General features: G+C 58.9%; 21 protein-coding genes. 13 read left to right on the forward strand and 8 right to left on the reverse strand.

Annotated features, from left to right (window positions below; translation table 11 throughout):
* On the forward strand, window positions 1-562 hold a 562-nt coding region (locus tag GLW01_RS14195; RefSeq protein WP_237416605.1), incomplete at its 5' end, for a PaaI family thioesterase.
* Window positions 563-620: 58 nt separating this feature from the next.
* On the forward strand, window positions 621-1,409 hold the full coding sequence (locus tag GLW01_RS14200) for a hypothetical protein (RefSeq protein WP_160899493.1): 789 nt from the start codon (window positions 621-623) through the stop codon (window positions 1,407-1,409).
* A 99-nt stretch (window positions 1,410-1,508) separates the two neighbouring features.
* Here GLW01_RS14200 and GLW01_RS14205 read toward each other — a convergent pair whose 3' ends face one another.
* On the reverse strand, window positions 1,509-1,877 hold the full coding sequence (locus GLW01_RS14205; protein WP_160899494.1) for a hypothetical protein: 369 nt from the start codon (window positions 1,875-1,877) through the stop codon (window positions 1,509-1,511).
* 5 nt (window positions 1,878-1,882) lie between these two features.
* On the reverse strand, window positions 1,883-2,905 hold the full coding sequence (locus GLW01_RS14210) for a hypothetical protein (RefSeq protein ID WP_160899495.1): 1,023 nt from the start codon (window positions 2,903-2,905) through the stop codon (window positions 1,883-1,885).
* Window positions 2,906-3,055: 150 nt separating this feature from the next.
* On the opposite strand from GLW01_RS14210, the gene GLW01_RS14215 reads away from it, so the two are divergent.
* Entirely contained in the window at window positions 3,056-3,457 is a 402-nt protein-coding gene (locus tag GLW01_RS14215; protein WP_160899496.1) for a hypothetical protein, read from the forward strand.
* Window positions 3,458-3,845: 388 nt separating this feature from the next.
* Window positions 3,846-4,229 carry a PAS domain-containing protein gene (locus tag GLW01_RS14220; protein WP_160899497.1) on the forward strand — a complete coding sequence of 128 codons (384 nt, stop codon included), beginning with the start codon at window positions 3,846-3,848 and terminating at the stop codon, window positions 4,227-4,229.
* A 91-nt stretch (window positions 4,230-4,320) separates the two neighbouring features.
* On the opposite strand, the gene GLW01_RS14225 is transcribed toward GLW01_RS14220, so the two are convergent.
* Window positions 4,321-5,109 (reverse strand): cobalamin-binding protein, encoded by a 789-nt coding sequence (locus GLW01_RS14225; protein ID WP_160899498.1) that lies wholly within the window; start codon window positions 5,107-5,109, stop codon window positions 4,321-4,323.
* Window positions 5,110-5,431: 322 nt separating this feature from the next.
* Between GLW01_RS14225 and GLW01_RS14235 the strand changes: the two genes are divergently transcribed.
* Together GLW01_RS14235 and GLW01_RS14240 are read left to right on the forward strand one after the other, a co-directional pair.
* Complete coding sequence (locus GLW01_RS14235) at window positions 5,432-5,746, forward strand: HigA family addiction module antitoxin (protein WP_151439239.1); 315 nt, start codon at window positions 5,432-5,434, stop codon at window positions 5,744-5,746.
* A gap of 137 nt (window positions 5,747-5,883) precedes the next feature.
* Complete coding sequence (locus GLW01_RS14240) at window positions 5,884-6,450, forward strand: AMIN-like domain-containing (lipo)protein (protein ID WP_160899499.1); 567 nt, start codon at window positions 5,884-5,886, stop codon at window positions 6,448-6,450.
* 53 nt (window positions 6,451-6,503) lie between these two features.
* Here the strand turns inward: GLW01_RS14240 and GLW01_RS15890 are convergent, their stop codons facing one another.
* Window positions 6,504-6,668: a DUF4174 domain-containing protein gene (locus tag GLW01_RS15890; protein WP_202405758.1), complete on the reverse strand. Its 165-nt coding sequence runs from the start codon at window positions 6,666-6,668 to the stop codon at window positions 6,504-6,506.
* 65 nt (window positions 6,669-6,733) lie between these two features.
* Here GLW01_RS15890 and GLW01_RS14250 point away from each other — a divergent pair, with 65 nt between their 5' ends.
* Window positions 6,734-7,198, forward strand: a complete 465-nt coding sequence (locus GLW01_RS14250; RefSeq protein ID WP_202405759.1) for a methyltransferase family protein — start codon at window positions 6,734-6,736, stop codon at window positions 7,196-7,198.
* Window positions 7,199-7,439: 241 nt separating this feature from the next.
* Here GLW01_RS14250 and cphA read toward each other — a convergent pair whose 3' ends face one another.
* Together cphA and GLW01_RS14260 are read right to left on the reverse strand one after the other, a co-directional pair.
* Complete coding sequence (gene cphA, locus GLW01_RS14255; protein ID WP_160899500.1) at window positions 7,440-10,091, reverse strand: cyanophycin synthetase; 2,652 nt, start codon at window positions 10,089-10,091, stop codon at window positions 7,440-7,442.
* Entirely contained in the window at window positions 10,078-10,938 is an 861-nt protein-coding gene (locus tag GLW01_RS14260) for a cyanophycinase (RefSeq protein WP_160899501.1), read from the reverse strand. The genes cphA and GLW01_RS14260 overlap by 14 nt, the downstream gene beginning before the upstream one ends.
* Before the next feature lie 190 nt (window positions 10,939-11,128).
* On the opposite strand from GLW01_RS14260, the gene GLW01_RS14265 reads away from it, so the two are divergent.
* Entirely contained in the window at window positions 11,129-12,055 is a 927-nt protein-coding gene (locus GLW01_RS14265; protein WP_160899502.1) for an isoaspartyl peptidase/L-asparaginase family protein, read from the forward strand.
* A 59-nt stretch (window positions 12,056-12,114) separates the two neighbouring features.
* The gene (locus GLW01_RS14270) at window positions 12,115-12,840 is read left to right on the forward strand and encodes an NYN domain-containing protein (protein WP_160899503.1); all 726 of its coding nucleotides are present in this window, start codon (window positions 12,115-12,117) and stop codon (window positions 12,838-12,840) included.
* A gap of 201 nt (window positions 12,841-13,041) precedes the next feature.
* Here the strand turns inward: GLW01_RS14270 and arfB are convergent, their stop codons facing one another.
* The gene (arfB, locus tag GLW01_RS14275; protein ID WP_160899504.1) at window positions 13,042-13,455 is read right to left on the reverse strand and encodes an alternative ribosome rescue aminoacyl-tRNA hydrolase ArfB; all 414 of its coding nucleotides are present in this window, start codon (window positions 13,453-13,455) and stop codon (window positions 13,042-13,044) included.
* 155 nt (window positions 13,456-13,610) lie between these two features.
* On the opposite strand from arfB, the gene GLW01_RS14280 reads away from it, so the two are divergent.
* Together GLW01_RS14280 and GLW01_RS14285 are read left to right on the forward strand one after the other, a co-directional pair.
* Complete coding sequence (locus GLW01_RS14280; RefSeq protein WP_160899505.1) at window positions 13,611-15,062, forward strand: DUF3336 domain-containing protein; 1,452 nt, start codon at window positions 13,611-13,613, stop codon at window positions 15,060-15,062.
* Window positions 15,063-15,139: 77 nt separating this feature from the next.
* Window positions 15,140-15,865, forward strand: a complete 726-nt coding sequence (locus tag GLW01_RS14285; RefSeq protein WP_160899506.1) for an NYN domain-containing protein — start codon at window positions 15,140-15,142, stop codon at window positions 15,863-15,865.
* Between the two features lie 45 nt (window positions 15,866-15,910).
* Here the strand turns inward: GLW01_RS14285 and GLW01_RS14290 are convergent, their stop codons facing one another.
* Window positions 15,911-17,323, reverse strand: a complete 1,413-nt coding sequence (locus GLW01_RS14290) for a wax ester/triacylglycerol synthase family O-acyltransferase (RefSeq protein WP_160899507.1) — start codon at window positions 17,321-17,323, stop codon at window positions 15,911-15,913.
* A 170-nt stretch (window positions 17,324-17,493) separates the two neighbouring features.
* Between GLW01_RS14290 and GLW01_RS14295 the strand changes: the two genes are divergently transcribed.
* Both GLW01_RS14295 and GLW01_RS14300 read left to right on the forward strand, forming a co-directional pair.
* Entirely contained in the window at window positions 17,494-18,060 is a 567-nt protein-coding gene (locus GLW01_RS14295; RefSeq protein ID WP_160899508.1) for a DUF421 domain-containing protein, read from the forward strand.
* Between the two features lie 92 nt (window positions 18,061-18,152).
* A complete protein-coding gene (locus GLW01_RS14300; protein WP_160899509.1) occupies window positions 18,153-18,479 on the forward strand; it encodes a hypothetical protein in 327 nt (108 codons plus the stop codon).
* Window positions 18,480-18,574 lie beyond the last annotated feature (95 nt).

Raw genomic sequence — 18,574 nt, forward strand, 5'->3', positions numbered from 1 at the left:
ATCGGCTAAACGGAACTGGACACCGGAACCGGCGGAAAATGATCGGACCAGCGATTGGGCTGGTGAAACGAACAAGCAGGAAGGCTGTGGAGTTTACCCGGAAATGGGTTTTTCTACAGTCTCGTTATATCTGCAAGGAGAGCAAACAATGAGTGAGCTGTTTGAATTTGGAAAAAAGATACTAGAGAGTCAGCCATTCAGTGTCTTACTTGGAACTGAATTAGAGGTGTTTGAGGCGGGAACCGCCAATCTCTCACTCGTGGTGCGTGAAGAGCTGAAGCAGCAACATGGATTCGTTCATGGTGGAGTGGTTAGCTATTTGGCAGATAATGCTTTGACCTACGCGGGTGGTTCGGTCTTGGGAGATTCAGTTACCTCGGAGTTCAAGATTAACTACCTTCGCCCCGCCATTGGTGACAAATTGGTGGCCAAGGCGTCCGTTCTTTCGTCAGGAAGCAATCAAGCGGTCTGCCAGTGCAATGTAGTTGCAATTCGAGGAGATGGTGAGCGGATGGTCGCGGTTGCCCAGGGAACCATTACCAAGGTTGAACAAAAGCTATAACAAGTCACAGCACCGGACGCGCGAGGAGCGCCGGTGTGTTTCTCGTTAGCGAGTAAACATGGCCGACATGCTGCAACCAGAATCAGTCCTTCGGAATATCCCGAAGTGGCTCCAGCCGGAGACGCGGTATTTCTTTGAGGCTATTGCCATGTCCATTGAAATGGCCGGGGTTGCTTATGCGCGGTTGCGAAGGCTGGCTCAGGAGGTATCTGAATCTGAAGAGGCCGAAATCAGCTGGAGAGCTCGTGCGGAACTATTCGACGCAGCATGGGGCTTCGTTGGGCATGTGCATATGCTGAATCAGTTTCTTTCCGCTCTTCCTGGGCGTAGGCCAGATGCGATTTCAGAATTCTTAGAGCACTCAAAGAACGTTGGTAGTCTGCGAAATCGCTATCAGCATCTGCATCAAAATATCAAAAATCGCACAGTGAAAAAGGGTAACGTACTGCCGGCCGTTGGAGCTGTCTACTGGGTGTTCGTTAAAAGTACAGAGCCGTTGCGCTTCGTTTTGCACATTCACACCTCCGGTATGCTTCGAGAGGAATGGACACGATTTGAGTCGCCAAATCCCGTCTCCCAGAAACTTGAATATCCGGCTGGTGCCTTTCGGCTAGAGGCATTTGAAGAGCATCTCGACCTGAGTCAGGTGTATAGGGACATCGAGCGGGTTATCTCAGCATTTGAGGAGGACATAAAGCCCTCGGTCATGAAGAAGATCGAAGAAGCGTCGGTCGAGGTAGGCCAAGACCTCTCGGAGCTGCAAGAGTCAGCTGGTGGCCCATTAGATGCGACACTTAACATTGATGCCGACGGGTATGAGATATTCCAAGAAGGCTGGGTGCGGTAGCTTGTCCAGTGCCGTATTCGCTAACAAGTCAATTAAGTTCGTTCCCGGCCTGGCGGCCGTCCACCGGACGCCCCTGTCGGGGCGCCGCTTATTTCTGCGTTAAGAAAAATCGAATACAAAAATGCCGAAGATGCCAATGGCGAGGAAAGTACCCGCTGCGACAACAAACGCCAGGCCCAGTTTGCGGTCCACAGGTCTGGCGTACTGTCGTAGCAGGGGCACATCGACCAAGGGGTCATTAACCGGATTCCAGGGGCCGATGGGCAGACCAATGGCACAGGCATACCACACGACTCGACCTCCTACCCCATCCCAAGGGCAGGGGCGATCCAGACCATCCCGTTTCATGGCCTTTTCGATACGGGCCATGGAAACTCGCGCGAAGGTGACCCACGCCACCGCAAGGGGTATGAAAGAGCATCCCAGGATCAAAAGAAACAGGTTTTTGGCGGACTCCAGAAAGATCATCTCGATTACCAGTCCCAGAGCAAATCGGCTAGATTTTTCCCCATCTGATCGAAATAGTATCCAATCCCGATACCGACCAGAGCTCCGGATACAATAATAACTCCCACTACTGCCAGACCTACGGGCCCGGCAGCTGTCAAACCGATGCTAGCCGCGAGTGTAGTTCCGCCCATCACGGTAGCCTTGCCTGCGGCTATCCCTGCCGCACCGCCAAACCCAAAACCGGTCATCTGCCGGGAACTCTCTTTCAGCCAATTACCACCTGCATCATAGGTCGCCTTAACCTTGCCGACACGGAAGGCACCATCCACTGCCACCGCCGCGTTTCCAAGATAATTGAAACCTTTCGCCAGTTTCGCCATACGGTCAGCCTGAATGGTATCTGCCACATTCAGGCGCGGATCGGGCTTGGCCGGACTGGCACTGCGTTCGGCAAGCCGGATCCCCCGCCCGGCATTACTCAGGGCACCCCCTTTGTTTTTGGCCCGGAACGCTTCCGGCGCAAAGCGGTTCAACTCCGCACGGTACTGGCTTTCAAGATTCTGGTAGGCCTGGCCTATCTGTTGGCGAATCTTCGCAAGGTAGGCCCCTCGTCCAGGTCCGGAATGACGGCGATAGGAGTCCTGAAGTTCCATCAGCTTTTTCTGATAGTCGGCAACTGCTTTCTGGAAACCGCTCAACCGCACATAGGCGGCACCGGAGCCTCCATTAACAGCACTGTTGATGACCTTCAGGTCGAAAAAGGAAAGATGTTCCTCGGCAAAGGCCGATAACGTATGGACGCCATCGCCCATAGAAGCGGTGGCGTTGGCGGCGTTCTTGCGCTCGGCGAGCGGCAGACTGTTGATGCTTCGCACAATAGACCGTGTCTTGGCATCCCCGGTGTCCAGCGAATAAGCGCGCCCTTCAGCAAGGAATGCGTGCTCCCCCAACCCATTGGCAACGCAGAACTGTTTCAGGGTATCGGGGTCATCGCCAACGATGTCACTGGGACGGCGGGTTGAACGGGCAAATCTGATTTCCGGCATGAATACTCTCTCCCTAGAGGTGGCTTCAAACTCCTTCTATTGGGCAGAATGCTACCCAGAGCAACAGAGCGCTGTCCAGCGAACGATTACGTTGGTTCAGAATGGGCCTGTGCCGACATGGGCTGTGGCGGTGCCGGTATCCTGGGCCCAATGTCGCGCCGTGCGGGTGACTCCGGATCGGTCCTGGGCTTTGACTCCGATCCGGATCTTCTGGAGCAAACATTCGCTTTGCGTGGCGACATCAACATCGGTCGCCGGACGTTCCATATGTTCAGGGCGTGTGGCCTGGAGGATGTGCAGATCCGGACATCTGTCCAGGCGTTGCAGGACCGGCACCCGTATATGCGCATGCCCCTGATTGGCGCCAGGGCAATGCGCGAGAGAATGCTCGACGCGGGACTCACAACGGCGGGGGAGCTTGATCGCTTAATCAGCGGCGTCGAGCAGGCGGTGAATGATCCGGACCGCGTTCAGTTCACATTTACCCTTGTACAGGTCTGGGGAAGCAAGCCCCTCACGCTACAGTCCAGGGAGAGTCCGACTTGGAATTAGCCAATGTAGTCTCATGGGGCCAGTCTTTTATGAGTACCGGGCGATGTTCGGATTATCGGAAGACGACCTGAACCGTCGAATACTCGGTTGTGGTGGCGGCCATGTCGAGGTTTCTTTCTGACTTTGATGACGGTTACCAGCAGGGCCGGTATCTTCCAGCCTCATTGCCGTCGCTGCCCTCCCCTGACGCCAGCTTCGGTCTGGCACTCTACTCCCATAACCACTGGCTGTTGGCAGCCGCACCTACGCTGCGCTCCGGTACGCCGCAAAGCCAAAACGTTATTACGAGAGAGAGTTCGCTAGCATAGTTGCTGGTGATACAGCACCAATCCGTATTCGTACATTTCCTTAGATTAACCAAAATGGCTCGAAGAGCCTAAGGTACTGTATGAGTGATCCCAAAGAAGCCCTGCAATTCCCTCTTTTCAGAGCCCTTGCCGACATCAGCTTTGATTCGGTGATGGTAACGGAAGCCGCCAATGACCATAAGGATTCAGTGGTGGTGTATGTCAACGAGGCGTTCACGGAACTGACGGGCTATTCGGCCGAGGAGGTTCTGGGGAAGACGCCGGGCCTGCTGCAGGGTCCGGAAACGGAAAAGGCGGTTACGGATCGCCTGGCCGATGACCTGAAGAACCACCGGACCTTCCACGGCAGTACGACCAACTACCGTAAGGACGGTTCGCCATTCACCATCGAATGGATCGTGACGCCGGTACTGGATGGAGGAGAAGTCACCCATTACGTCGCGGTACAGCGAGCCGCAAAGTAACTGCGGTTTTGACCGCGACCTGTATTTCCTCCGGAAGTTCCTTCAAAAGTAACGCCGGAACCTCTCGGTTCCGGCGTGCCTCGCAGCATTTCTACACCTCCCGGTGCCGATCAATCAGCTCACAGAGTGCGTCCAGCCCATCCGTGAGCGCAGCAGGCCCCGGCTGCAGAATCAACGGTGACTTCACTTCGTAAAGCGCGTTGTTGGCAACGGCGGGAATGGCATCCCAGGCCGGTCGTTCCGCAACCTGTTCCGGGCGGAATTTGCGGCCACACCAGGAGCCGATAATGAGGTCCGGCTGGCGCGCCACAACCTCATTGGGGTCTTCGATAATACGCTCCCTGGCACCGGGCTCCGCGGCCCGCTCGGGAAAGACGTCTTCGCCACCGGCGATATGGATGAGCTCCGAGACCCAGCCAATGCCCGTAATCATCGGGTCGCCCCACTCTTCGAAGTAAACACGCGGCCGTGGCCCCTGAGCCTGCTTCGCCCGTATCGCCTCCACTCGTGACGCCAGTTCATCCGCGTAGGGTTCGGTGTGGTCATGCAGGCCGAGCATGCCGCCGAGGGTGCGGATCATGGAGAGAATGCCGTCAACGGTGCGGTGGTTGAAGATGTGCACGGCGACCCCGGCACGCACCAGTTCGGCGGCAATATCGGCCTGCATGTCCGAAAATCCCAGCACCAGATCCGGCTCCAGCTCAAGAATCCGCCCAATCTTGGCGGAAGTGAAAGCGGAGACTTTTGGTTTCTCCTGCCGCGCCCGTTCGGGGCGCACGGTAAAGCCGGATATACCAACAATGCGATCCTCGGCACCAATGGCGTAGAGCGTTTCAGTGGTTTCCTCGGTCAGGCAGACAATGCGCTTTGGGTAATCCATAGGCTCAGTTCCTGCGCTCCACCACAATGGTTTGCATGTAACGAACTCCTGTTGTTCACTCGCATTGAATGCTCCTCAACCTACGCTTATAGGGACTTTCTGAACACCCGGTTTACACACCTTTTTATGGCAATCTGCCAATCCGGTCCTGGTTCCAGAGCTGGTTCTTGCAGTTGCTATAGAAACAGCGTGGGTGTTCCTTCGCTGAGGAGCCTGACTGAGTCATGCATCCGGATTAACCAGCAACTTCGATTGTGTTTCCGTTGGACGAAAGCTGGCGCGGAAGATGTTGAAATCGTTGATTACCATTAGGGGGTGAGTCATGCGCGATATTGATCCTGTAACACCTGGCGAGCTGCTGAAGGAGGAATTTCTTGAGCCCATGGGGATCTCGCAGTATCGCCTCGCTAAAGAGATTGGAGTCCCTGCTCAGCGTATCGGACAGATCATTGCCGGGAAGCGCTCTATAACGGCCGATACCGACCTGCGACTCTGTCGTTTCTTCGGGCTTTCCAATGGTTACTGGTTGCGGGCACAGGCCGCTTATGACACTGAACTGGCCGAAGATGCTCTGGCCGAGCAGCTGAACAATATTCGCCCCTGGAATTCCGGTTCCACCGTGGATCACAGAGCATAACCAGTCATGCTACCCGAACGCACTGAAGGGTACCGGTTCGCTTCGCGGTTAAGCAGGGTCTCCGGGAGAAGTGTGAACTCGAAACTTTGCTTGCAAGGATTACGGTTTCCCCCTAATCGCACAAACGAGGAAACAGGATGACGAAGGCCCGAAATCTCGCTGCGGCAATTGCTGTAATCGCCTCTGCGGTCCTGGCCGGATGCGGCGCCGGGGCTATGAATGAGCAGCACGACTCACCGCAGGCCAAAGCCGAGCCGGATACCACCCACGAGACTGCGTGGACGGCTGGCATCATCGACCAGGCGAAATCCGACGCCCCCGCCTCCACGCTTGTCGCCGTCCGCACCGCCACCCATGAAGAATTAGACCGGGTTGTTTTCGAGTTCGACGAGCGGGTTCCGGGCTACCATCTGGAGTACATCGACCAGCCGGTAAGAAAGTGCGGGTCCGGCAGGACCACACAGGTGGCCGGCGACGGCTGGCTCGAGATCCGGATGTACCCAGCAAATGCGCACACCAGCGAAGGCGAGCCCACGATTGCCGAGCGGGAGCGCATGCTGAACCTGCCCGTGCTCTCCGAGCTGGAGCTGACGTGCGACTTTGAGGCTGTCGTGACATGGGTCCTGGGCGTCGAGTCGCCGAACCGCTATCGGGTCAGTGAGCTGAGTGGTCCACCGCAGCTCATCATCGACATACGACACTGAGACAGCGCGTGATATCGCTTATGAGCACGCACCGGAGCGATGACTGATCCGGTTCAGCGCATTTCCCTTTGGCGCATTGGCATTGTATCGATCAACGAAAAGATCCCGGCGACATCCAGACCCCGGCTTCGTTGTTTAACCCCGCCATCCTTTCCGATCAGGACAACGCTTACGTCGTCGGGCTGTGCGCTGAGCGTTTTGCGGACATCCCGCTGCAAACCTTCTTCAGTTATACGCTTGGAGGAGATTCAGGTTTACGATAGGCTCATGCGAAGGAGGCTTCATGAAGAAAGGACTTGAACTGACAATCCCTCCACCCCTGATTGCTCTGACAGTCGCTGTGCTGATGTGGAGTGTCGCGCAGCTCGTTCCAAGCGCGGCCCTGCCATTCCCGCGTCCAGCGACGCTGGCGATTGTGGTGGCAGCGGTTGGTTTCGGCATTGCCCTGATTGGTGTCCTGCAGTTCTGGCGTGCCAGTACCACGATCAATCCGCATACGCCCCAGAAATCCGCCCAGCTGGTGGAGCACGGGATCTACCGCTTCAGCCGCAACCCGATGTACCTGGGGCTTGCTGTGGTGCTGCTGGCCTGGGCCCTGTACCTGACCAATGCCCTGTCGCTGCTTCTTATCCCGGGATTCATCGTCTACATCAACCGGTTCCAGATCCTGCCGGAGGAACGCCACATGCGGGCGCTGTTCGGCCAGCCCTTTGACGAGTACGCCGCTCGGGTAAGGCGCTGGATCTGATGTAAAACCTGGTTGCTCAAGAAGGGGCGTTGAATGGCCCGCGTTTCCTGGCCGACCCGGAGTGGTCGATCTGGCGGACCAACTGGTTCGTTAACAAGGTTTTTGTCCTGGCCTGCTTTGTCCTCGTGCTGTATGCGGCCCTGAGGCGCCCGGAGGGTTTCAGGGCATCCCGTTGATATGACCATAGAAGGTAGGGGCCGATGCTTGTGACGATTGCAAGCTACAGCTTTCCATTCGAAGCTCAGATCGTGCGCTCACGCCTTGAACCAGAGGCGATCTCGGCCTGTGTCGGGAAGCTTCGACCCTTGAGACGTTCCGTCGTGCCTTCGATGTCATCGACAAGAAGCAGCAGGAAATCCCCCTCCTCCGCCTCGGCAATGGCCTTTGCCACTGCCTCCTGTTCACTCAGGATCGTTTCCACCTGAACGGACGAATCGGCATCCGTGGCACCACTGTGAATGAGCTTCGCCGTCTCGCCGGTCTCGCGCCCACGGGCGTCCGTCTCATAGACATAGAGAAGATCGCACATACTGGCGAGCTGCCCGCCCAGGGCCCGTAGATCGTCGTCCCGCCGGTTGCCCGGTGCCGTGGCGACACCGATCCGGCGCTTGGTGGCCAGCCCCCTGACCAGGGATTCAAGCGCCTCCAGCGCCGGGACGTTGTGACCGTAGTCGATCAGGCATTTCACACCATCCGCCTCGAAATAATTCGTGCGGCCCGGCATCTGCGCCGGTGTCGGATGGAAGGTCAGAAGCCCCGCACGAACGTCATCGATCTCTACCCCGTGGCCGATGGCGGCCCCGGCCGCGGCCATCGCGTTCTGTACGTTGAATAGGGCATGGCCCTCGAAGGCGATCGGCACATCGTTGACGTCGACGATGTCGACCGTGACCTTGCCTTTCAGCAGAACGATCTTCCCGTTCTTCACGGACAGCACCATGCGGTGGTCACTGAGGTGCTCGCCCAACTCCGGATGATCGGGATCCATGGTGAAGTATATGATTTCACCGCGCGCCCAATAGGTGCCGTGCTCCATCACCAGTGGATCGTCGGCGTTGAGAACGCAGTACCCGCCCTCCTTCTTCACCGAATCGACGACGACGGTCTTGCAGCGGGCGAGTTCATCCAGGGTATGGATATCGCGCTCGCCCAGGTGGTCGGAGGCGATATTCAACAGGACGCCGACATCGCTCTCGTCAAAGCCCAGCCCGCGCCGCATGATGCCGCCACGCGCGACTTCGAGCACGGCATGCTCGACGGTCGGCTCCTGAAGCACGGCCTGTGCTGCCCCGGGACCGGAATAGTCACCACGCAGGATGACATGGTTGTCGATCTCGACCGTACCGGTACACCCCATGCCAACGGAATGCCCTGCCTGGCGGAGAATATGCGTGGTCAGGCGCGTCGTCGTTGTCTTGCCGTTGGTGCCGGTGATCGCGGTTATCGGAATCCGGCCGTTATTCGTCGGGTCGGGGAAGAGCATATCCACCACATGCTCGCCCACGGGACGGGGCGTGCCGTGGGTCGGAGCCATGTGCATGCGGAAACCCGGTCCGGCATTGACTTCGACGACACCGGCCGACTGCTGGTCCAGCGGCAAGACCAGGTTTTCAGCCAGAAGATCGATGCCAATCACGTCGAGCCCGACAAGCCGGGCCACCCGTTCCATCGTGAACCGCACTTCCGGGTGTACGTCGTCGGTCAGATCCGTCGCGGTTCCGCCCGTTGAGAGATTGGCGGTCGATTTCAGATACGCAATCCCGCCTTCCGGCAGCACGGTATCCAGTGTATAGCCCGCCTGCTCGAGCATCCGGTGGGTCTGTTCGTCCACATGGATCTGGGTCAGCAGGTTTTCATGACCCACGCCACGGCGCGGATCCGAATTCTCGATATCAATGAGTTGCTGGATGGTGTTCGTTCCATCGCCCGTCACATGAGCGGGCCGACGGCGGGCCGCAGCCACGAGTTTGCCGCCGATCACCAGAATCCGGTGGTCCTCGCCCTTGATGTAGCGTTCCACAAGCACGGTTTCATGATGCGCATAGGCCGCTTCATATCCGGCTTTCAGGTCTTCGATCGAGGGGATGTCGGTCGTCACGCCGCGTCCATGATTGCCCGACAGTGGTTTGGTGACGACCGGCCACCCGATCCAGTCCGCCGCGCTTCGCGCCTCCTCGAAGGAATAACAGACTTGCCCGCGCGGCACCGGGACTCCGGCGTTGTCCAGTATCTGCTTGGTCCATTGCTTGTCATCCGCGATCGAGTGGCCGATGATTCCGGATGAATCCGTCACCGTCGCCTGGAACCGCCGCTGTTTGACGCCATGGCCTAGCTGCGTGTAGCTGGTGCCTTCGGTAAGGTTATAGGCCGGAATGCTTCGAGCCCTGGCGGCATTGACGATCGATCCGGTGGAGGGGCCGAGGGCATTGGCATCGCGAACCTCTTTCAGACGATCGATAGTGGGATCGAGGTCCACGTCCTCGCCGTCATAGAGCTTCTGGGCGATCTCGACCGCAGCCTCGCCCGCGGCGAGGCCTGTGGCTTCGTCCCGGTAGCGATAGACTACGTTGTAGATTCCGGGGTCATAGCTATCGATGGTTTTTCCGTAGCCGACCGAAAAGCCAACCAGATTTTGCAACTCGATCGCCAGATGCTCGACCAGATGCCCAGCCCAGGTACCATCCCTGAGCCGCTTCAGGAAGCCCCCTGGTTCCCCGACCGAGCAACGATGATCGTGGATGCTGGGAATCAGCTTCTCGAGCTTGTCAGCTATCCCTGGAACCTTGTCGCTCGGCCGCTCTTCCAGTTCGTCGATAGCGAGCCGCATATAGATGGTTTTATAGCGGCTGTAGTAATTCGGCCCGCGCAGAGCGCGGTGTTCAAGAATTCGCAATCCAGTGCTCCAGACCTGCCGCCCTGAGCTCGTCAGGGCCCAGGACCCGCCGGTCTTTCAGGTTAAACCCATAACCATCGACCAGCGCGTGCATGATGACGTTGTGTACGGTGACCGCTTCACCATCTGAAAGCTCGAACACATTCGAGCCTGATATCTGGGAACTGTCCACGATGATGACATGGCCGGGCCCGAAAGCCCGCATGACATCGCCCTCGAACAGGACCGCCGCATCCTCGCCCAGGCCGACGCCCAGGTATTCGGGGTTGGTGGCGCCGACTTCCATCAATCTCGAAAAGCGTCCACGCTCAAGGAAGTGGGTATCAATGATGATGCCATCAACCAGACCGAAGCCGGCGGCCATCTGTACCGCACCCTTGCGCAGGGAATCGGTGGCCGGTCCGCCATAGACCATCGTCTGGGACTGACAGGCCGCCCCCGCGCTCGTCCCCGCGATCACGGAGCCCGATTGACGCTGCGCACGGATCGTCTCCAAAACCGGAGAACCGCCGAGAATGTTCGTCAGCCGCATCTGATCGCCGCCTGAGATGAAAACAATGTCCGAGTTCCGGATCATTTCAACGAATTGTTCCGACGCCGCGTCGCTGCGCTCGCGGATCCGGATGTCCAGAACCTCCGACGCGCCCAGGCCCGAAAACACCTCGTGATACTCACCGAATACATCGTCGGGAACGCTGCTCGCCGTCGTGATGACGCCAACCACAGGCGCATCCTTTTTCGACAACGACAGGACACGGCGCAGTATCTCCGCCTCGGAGGTCTTATCCTCCGCGCCGCCAATTGCGACAAGCGGCCCTCCAGGGGTACTCTTGGCGGGTGTACTCATTGACTGCACTCCAAACCCCAAAATGACGATGTCCGCCGAATCATACATCTCTATGTATAGCACACTGGTTGCCGGCGGTGCTTGAATCTCATTGTCGCTGCAGCGCCGACACAGACTGGGAATCATCCAATCCCGGGGCTTCCGTGTGTCGAATGCGCAACAGGTAACCTGAACCTTCTGGAGAATCGACATGATGGGCGGCTTCAGTCTCGCAGTTCACGGCGGCGCGGGCGTTTTGCATCGCGATCAAATGACGCCAGAGCGTGAGGCCGACTATCACGCCGCCCTGGAGCGGGTGTTGAGCGCGGGTGAAGCCGTTCTCGACGCCGATGGCTCCGCGCTCGACGCCGTGACGCAGGCGGTGTGCGCCCTTGAAAACGAACCGCTTTTCAATGCGGGTCGCGGCGCCGTCTTCACGCGCAATGAGCAGCAGGAAATGGATGCCGCCCTGATGGACGGCCGCAATCGCCAGGCGGGTGCCGTCGCCGGAATCTTTGGGCCGAAGAACCCAGTATTGGCTGCCCGTAGCGTTCTCGAACACACCGATCACGTTCTCATGATTGGCGAGGGCGCACTTGCCGTCGCACGCACCGCCGGGCTCGATTTCGAAGAGCGGGACTATTTCTTCACGCAGGAACGGTGGGACGCATTGCAGGAAACGCTGAAGATGGAAGCGGAAGGGACGCTCGACGATGACCCCTCCCGCCGTCACGGTACTGTCGGCGCTGTCGCACGCGACCGGAACGGCCATCTTGCAGCGGCGACCTCCACCGGCGGCATGACGGCGAAGCGATCCGGTCGCGTCGGCGACAGCCCGGTCATCGGTGCCGGGACCTATGCCGACGACGCCACCTGTGCGGTATCCGCAACCGGCGATGGCGAAGCCTTTTTACGCCTGTGTGCCGCCCATGAGATCGACGCCCGCATGCGGCTCACCAGCGTGTCACTGGAACGCGCCGCCGAGGACGTCATCATGACCGAGCTTACAGCCCTGAACGGAACCGGAGGCATCATCGCGCTGGACCGTAACGGTGCCATCACGACACCCTTCAACTGCGAGGGCATGTATCGCGGCTGGAGCGTCGAAGGGGACGGTCGAAAAACAGCCATTTACTGAGGTTCCCGGCCATATCAGATATAGTTTCCCCATCTTCCCCCAATTCCAGAGGACCCCCCGTGGCTGAAAACGACAACGACCGCCTCGCCGTGATGATTGATGCGGACAACGCCCAGGCCTCGCTCTGCCCCGAACTGCTGGCGGAAGTGGCGCGGTTCGGCGTTGCCAGCGTGAAGCGCGCCTACGGCGACTGGACCACCACCAACCTCAAGGGCTGGAAGGAACACCTGCACAAGCACGCGATCCAGCCGGTTCAGCAGTTCAGCTACACCACGGGCAAGAACGCCACGGACTCCGCGCTGATCATTGATGCCATGGACCTGCTCCACGAAGGCAAGCTGGATGGCTTCTGCCTGGTCTCATCGGACAGCGATTTCACGCGCCTCGCCACACGGATCCGCGAATCGGGGCTGACCGTGTACGGGTTCGGTGAGCGCAAAACGCCGGAGCCTTTCGTCTCGGCCTGCGACAAGTTCATCTACACGGAGATCCTGAAAAACCGGACCGATGTGGATGAGCCGCAACCAGTCGATGCCGAGCAGACCAGCGACCTGCGGGATATCCTGATTCCGGCCGTGAACACGGTCTCGAAGGACGATGGCTGGGCGCCGCTTTCCGGAGTGGGCGATTACCTCAACAAGAAATACCCATCGTTCGACTCGCGCAACTATGGGTACCAGAAGCTCGGGCAACTGATGAAGTCACTCGACTACATTTCGGTGGATGAGCGAAGGCCCCAGCCGGACTCTCCGATCACCCACATCTTCGTGAAGGCCACCGCCTGACGCTACGCCCATCTTCAGGCGGTAAGCGGTGTGGAGGAAAGGTGCAGCCCGTCCGACGTGCGACCCACGGAGACCTGGTTGCGACTCTGGACTTCGTCCGGGTTTCCGCCTCCGTTGTTTCCTGCAACAACAGTATGAATTCCTCCCCCCAACGCGCCAGGAGATCGCCATGGCGACGGGATCGGCCAGCGCCCCCCACCATCAAGGGTCGACTTTGCCCCTCAGAGCCTTGGTTTTGCCTTTCCGCGTCTTACTGTCAACGCGGCGTCGCCGCGCTGACCTGGTCGGTCTGGTGGGCCGGCGCACCTTCTGTTGCTTCACGGCGCCCTGGATCAGCGTCTTCAGGCGCTGCATCGCGTCGTCTTTATTCAGCTCAAGGGTGCGGTGGGACTGTGCCTTGATGATCACCACGCCCTCCTTACTGATGCGCTGGTCGGAGAGCGCCATCAGCCGTTCCTTATAGAACGGCGGCAGGCTGGAGTTGGGGATGTCAAAACGCAGGTGCACCGCCGAGGCAACCTTGTTGACGTTCTGGCCACCCGCCCCCTGGGCACGGATCTGGGTGAATTCGATCTCCCAGTCAGCGATTTCAACGGTGTTCGATATTCTGAGCATAACAACATCATCTGCCGCGGGCGCTGACCGGCGTCCGGCCGTGGCCATCTACGAGGAAATCCAGGAGCTTGTGGCATAATGCGTTGACTGGAAGCACCACCCATTCAGACAACCGTCATCAGTGGTTGCCACAACGCCGTTCATTGTAAGCAAAGATGCCCAGAACCAGTACCCATCACAGACACCTGCAGAAACAACTGGCCCGCGCTGAAACCTACGACCAATGGTTCGCCGCCGCGGAGGCCCTGGACGAAGCCGAGGGCCTGCTGGACTGGCGTGAAGGGCCGGGCTCGGATCTTCTGCATGAAAAGCTGATCCGCGAGCACCTCTACGCCATGCGCGTTCACCGTAAAAAAGGCGATGTGGCGGCGCTGAACCGGGTTCTCCAGGAAAGTCTTTACCGGCATCTGGGGGAACTGTCCAACCCCGAGCTCTATAGCGTGGCCCGCACGGGCACCACAAAACTGGCCACGGAATTCCTGGATGAAGTGGAAAACGCCATGAACTTCATCTGCGACCACCCCATGCCGGGCGTTTCCGAGGCGCACAAGCTGCAGCTTTTCCAGGAGGCCGAGCGGGTATTCGGGCGGCCGGCGCTGCTGCTCAGTGGCGGTGCTGCTTTCGGCATCTATCACATCGGCGTTGCACGTGCCCTCTGGGAACAGGGCCTTCTCCCTGGAGTTATTGCGGGCTCGAGCATGGGCGCGATTGTTGCCGGTGGCGTGTGCTCCCGGAACAATCAGGAGCTGGAACGGCTGTTCTATGAGCCCGGCTACATCCACCTGGAGGCCTTCCGGTGGCTGGAACCCGGTCAGATCTGGCGACACCGCCATCTCATGGACCCGCAGCAGCTGCTGCGCCACATCCGGAGCAATGTCGGCGACATGAGTTTCCGGGAAGCGGCCGAACACAGCGGGCGCACTCTGAATATTTCCGTCTCACCCACCCGCACCCGGCAGAAGCCACGACTTCTCAATGCACTGGCGGCTCCGGACGTACTGGTTTCCTCCGCCGTTCTGGCCTCCTGTGCGGTGCCGGGGATCTATCCGCCGGTAACACTCCGGGCGCGGGATCCCAACGGCGAGCGCAGCGCGGAAAAGCCCTACATGGGCACCGAGCGCTGGATTGACGGCAGTGTTCACGGGGACCTGCCGCTGATGCGCATGGCGCGGCTGAACAACGTCAATCGCACCATTGTCAGCCAGGCCAATCCCCATGTACTGCCTTTCATCAACCATCATGAGAACAGTGGCGCCAGGGCCTCGCTCAAGCAGGCGACCACGTCCGTGCTGAAGGCACAACTGGCCACATCCCTTCAGGTCAGCCGCAATGTATGGTCCCGTTCACTGTTGCGGCCGTTGCTGGATCAGGCCCACTCGGTGGCCACTCAGCCCTACCTGGGCGATATCAATATCCAGTTCCCCGCTCAGCCCGGCCTTTACCGCAAGGTGTTGTCCAACCCGGATGAACAGGATCTGGCCCTGTACATCCGGATGGGCGAGCGCGCCACCTGGCCACGCATCCCGATGATCCGCGACCAGACCCGGGTCAGCCGGATATTCACCGACTGCATAGCGCGGCTTCAGGCAAAGTTGCGACAACAGTAGATCAGCACTCCCTGCCGGATGCTATGATCCGCGCAACTATCCTTCGTTCCAATGGACACACCTTACCAGGACCCCCAATGGCTGATACCGAAAACCAGCGCCTCGCTGTCATGATCGACGCGGACAACGCCCAGGCCTCCCTTTGCGCCGAACTGCTCGCGGAAGTCGCACGTTTCGGCGTTGCCAGCGTTAAGCGCGCCTACGGCGACTGGACCACAACCAACCTCAAGGGCTGGAAGGAGCATCTGCACAAGCATGCCATCCAGCCGGTCCAGCAGTTCAGTTACACGGTAGGTAAGAATGCGACGGACTCCGCACTGATCATCGACGCCATGGACCTGCTGCATGAAGGCAAGCTCGACGGGTTCTGCCTGATCTCATCGGACAGTGATTTCACAAGGCTGGCAACACGGATCCGGGAGTCAGGGCTCACGGTGTACGGCTTTGGTGAACGCAAGACGCCGGAACCCTTCGTCTCCGCCTGCGACAAGTTCATCTACACCGAGATACTGAAAAGCCGCAACAGCGCTGACGAGCCGCAGCCCGTCGATGCGGAACAGACCAGTGATCTCCGGAACATTCTCATTCCGGCGGTAAACACCGTTTCAAAGGACGATGGCTGGGCACCGCTTTCCGGGGTGGGCTCCTACCTCAACAAGAAGTACCCCTCGTTCGACTCACGCAATTACGGGTATGAAAAGCTGGGGCAGCTCATGAAGTCACTGGACTATATTACCGTGGATGAGAGGAAGACACAGCCGGACTCCCCGATCACCCACATTTACGTGAAGGCCACCGCCTGACGCCCGTCCGGGGCCCAGCCCGTCGCCAGAGCCAACGGAGCGGTATCACTTGAGATTCGGGGTGGCATGGCTCTGCCCCATGTTGCCGAAACTCTGTTCATAGAGCTCTTGAAAGCTTTCAACGAAGTACCGCACGACCCGATTCGGTGCATGCACCATGTTGTCATCCGAGATGAGGCCGAACTGCACGGTTCCAGCGTAGCTGAGGATACTGAGCCCCACCCCGAGGTGGCCGGACTGGGGCACCCAGACAAGCGGTTGCAGGATTCGAGCCCCGGCAATGCTGAGAGGCGACCGCGGGCCCGGCACATTGGTCAACACCAGTGACGATTTGTCGCTGAGCGTGTTGAGAGCGAATTTCTCCAGAGCCGCGGGACCGTAGCCAAACAGTTCCAGCAGGCCAAAAGTTGCCCGTGGCTGCTGGGAATTCTTGATCTCCGACAGTGCCTTTTTCACCTTTTTGAAACGCTTTATGGCATCCGGCTCATCAAGGGGTAACTCAACCAGCACAAGACCAAAGTGGTTGCCCAGAGACTTAACGGGCTGATCTTTCGGGCGCAGGTTGAAGGGAATAGTGACATGGATATTCCCTTTGATGTACCGGTCCGCCTCGCTCAGATACCGCCTGAGCGCACCGGTAACAGCAGCCACCAGAACATCGTTGACCGTGCCCTCCAGTTGATGCGCAAGCTCCTTGACCCGCGCCAGCGGCAGGGGATCAGCCCAGGCTACGCGCTTACGCCCCGACAGGTCGGCATGCAGGTGAGTGCTCGGGTCCCGCGGCATCAGTCCAAGATGAGCCACTTCCCTGACGATCTCCCGGCCTTCCTCGAACCAGTGCGTGACATGCTCAGGATGGCGAGCGAGCTCCATACCCTCCTCGAACAGTTCATGACCCAGGTGAACGCCCTGCTGAGCTATTCGTCGCATGGATCCGGTCAGGGATCTGACCAGACCACCAGCGGGCAGCTGGTCCACATGTTCTGCTTCAGGAAGCCCTCCTTCACTGGCCAGGGACATGAGCACCTGGACCAGCGCGAGCCCGTCCGCGATGCAGTGATGCAGACGTGCCACAATGGCTGCGCCATCCTCGTAATGGTCCACAAGATGGAACTGCCAGAGGGGATGCCGGGCGTCCAGTGGGGTGCTGGCGAGGTCCCCCACGAGATCCTGGAGTGCCTGCTGATCACACGGCTCCGCGAGCGCTATATGATGGAGATGGTTATCCAGGGAAAAATGCGGATCCTCTTCCCAGAAAGCCCTGCCGTCATCCTCAGTAACACGCTGGGAAAACCGGCTGTAGCGCAGCAGCCGCTGTTCCAGCAGTTCCCGGAACGCCTGGATGTCCACCTGCCGATCCAGAACCAGTACGCCCGTGATCATCATGGGGTTATCTTCACTCTCCATGTGCCACCAGGCCGTATCGACCGCCGTCATCTGTTCCCGTGCATCACCCATCACCAACACTCCCGCTGCGCTGTAACCGATGCGCTTCACCGGCTCCCTGGCTTCGATTATAGGCCTGTTGATGGCGGCAAATGTTGAACTGACTCAATCATCGAGAAAATGACCGCGCCCGATTTATGATGGTCCATCTGACCGACACAGCCGAATAAGGATGACACCTCATGAATGAGTGGTTCGGGAGTACGCCAATCGCCCTGCTGGGCGTGGTCCTAAGCTCGATGGGCATGTATCTGACCATTCTGGTGCTGGCGCGCTGGTCCGGCGTACGCAGCTTTGCCCAGATGTCCGCCTTCGACGTTGCGGTCACCATCGCCATTGGCTCACTGCTGGCGACCTCCGTGGTATCCACGGACCCGCCTTTGCTGCAGGGCGTAACAGCGGCCGCCACCCTATACGGCCTGCAGCTGGTGGTATCCCGGCTCCGCCGCCACAACGAGACAACCCGGAGAACCTTCGACAATGACCCCATCCTGCTGATGGGCCCGGGCGGCCAGTTACTGGCGGAGAACATGCAGATCGCACGGGTCACGGAGGACGACCTGCGCTGCCAGTTACGCAAGGCGAACGTGATTGATCCCTCACAGGTGGAGGCGGTGATCATGGAGGGCACCGGAACGGTCCATGTACTGCGGGGCCACGGTACCTCACCGACGCCCGACGCCTGGATCCTTCAGAACGTGCGGGACTACTCCGGCGCCCTCGCCTCGCCACTTTCCAGCAGGTGTTAACCGCTGCACTACCACAACCGACTTCGCTGACGCATCCGCGTACAGGAATCTGCTACGCTTTCCCGGAATGTCCATCGCAAGGTGCCCTGCCCATGCCCGAAGATCCCCTCAAGACCCTGTCCGACCTGGCCAGCGAAGCCCATAACCGTATCCAGCAGGCGCATGAACACATCAACCCGGTCGTGGAGGTCCGCCAGGGTATGCGGGACAGTGGTATCCCTGCGGACGTCATGACCATCGACTGCCTGCGCACCCGCCGGCGCATTGTTTTGATACTGCACGATGAACAGCCCGGCACCCTGCTCTTTGAGTTCATCGGGCTTGATGAGGAACCCGGTGGCCCTTTCCGGAGCATCCCCCTGACCGAAGTGGGCGCGGATACATTATTTGACTGGATGCAGGACTATTTCTCTGATTAAGTATCCATTCCCTTCACAATCTTACCGTCTGTAGCGAATTGTATTTCGTAATCAACGATCTCCGGGATATAGTTTATACTCTCTCTAACTTTACT

This window comes from Vreelandella halophila (assembly GCF_009856365.1).
Classification (GTDB): Bacteria; Pseudomonadota; Gammaproteobacteria; order Pseudomonadales; family Oleiphilaceae; genus Halospina; species Halospina utahensis_B.

Coding starts and splice junctions, on each gene's coding strand:
- GLW01_RS14200 (WP_160899493.1), top strand. CDS start 621: ATGGCCGACATGCTGCAACCAGAATCAGTCCTTCGGAATATCCCGAAG.
- GLW01_RS14225 (WP_160899498.1), bottom strand. CDS start 5,109: ATGGATTACCCAAAGCGCATTGTCTGCCTGACCGAGGAAACCACTGAA.
- GLW01_RS14240 (WP_160899499.1), top strand. CDS start 5,884: ATGACGAAGGCCCGAAATCTCGCTGCGGCAATTGCTGTAATCGCCTCT.
- arfB (WP_160899504.1), bottom strand. CDS start 13,455: ATGCTCAGAATATCGAACACCGTTGAAATCGCTGACTGGGAGATCGAA.
- GLW01_RS14205 (WP_160899494.1), bottom strand. CDS start 1,877: ATGATCTTTCTGGAGTCCGCCAAAAACCTGTTTCTTTTGATCCTGGGA.
- GLW01_RS14210 (WP_160899495.1), bottom strand. CDS start 2,905: ATGCCGGAAATCAGATTTGCCCGTTCAACCCGCCGTCCCAGTGACATC.
- GLW01_RS14235 (WP_151439239.1), top strand. CDS start 5,432: ATGCGCGATATTGATCCTGTAACACCTGGCGAGCTGCTGAAGGAGGAA.
- GLW01_RS14290 (WP_160899507.1), bottom strand. CDS start 17,323: ATGGGTGATGCACGGGAACAGATGACGGCGGTCGATACGGCCTGGTGG.
- GLW01_RS14265 (WP_160899502.1), top strand. CDS start 11,129: ATGATGGGCGGCTTCAGTCTCGCAGTTCACGGCGGCGCGGGCGTTTTG.
- GLW01_RS14250 (WP_202405759.1), top strand. CDS start 6,734: ATGAAGAAAGGACTTGAACTGACAATCCCTCCACCCCTGATTGCTCTG.
- GLW01_RS14215 (WP_160899496.1), top strand. CDS start 3,056: ATGTCGCGCCGTGCGGGTGACTCCGGATCGGTCCTGGGCTTTGACTCC.
- GLW01_RS14285 (WP_160899506.1), top strand. CDS start 15,140: ATGGCTGATACCGAAAACCAGCGCCTCGCTGTCATGATCGACGCGGAC.
- GLW01_RS14295 (WP_160899508.1), top strand. CDS start 17,494: ATGAATGAGTGGTTCGGGAGTACGCCAATCGCCCTGCTGGGCGTGGTC.
- GLW01_RS14220 (WP_160899497.1), top strand. CDS start 3,846: ATGAGTGATCCCAAAGAAGCCCTGCAATTCCCTCTTTTCAGAGCCCTT.
- GLW01_RS14300 (WP_160899509.1), top strand. CDS start 18,153: ATGCCCGAAGATCCCCTCAAGACCCTGTCCGACCTGGCCAGCGAAGCC.
- GLW01_RS14260 (WP_160899501.1), bottom strand. CDS start 10,938: ATGAGTACACCCGCCAAGAGTACCCCTGGAGGGCCGCTTGTCGCAATT.
- GLW01_RS14280 (WP_160899505.1), top strand. CDS start 13,611: ATGCCCAGAACCAGTACCCATCACAGACACCTGCAGAAACAACTGGCC.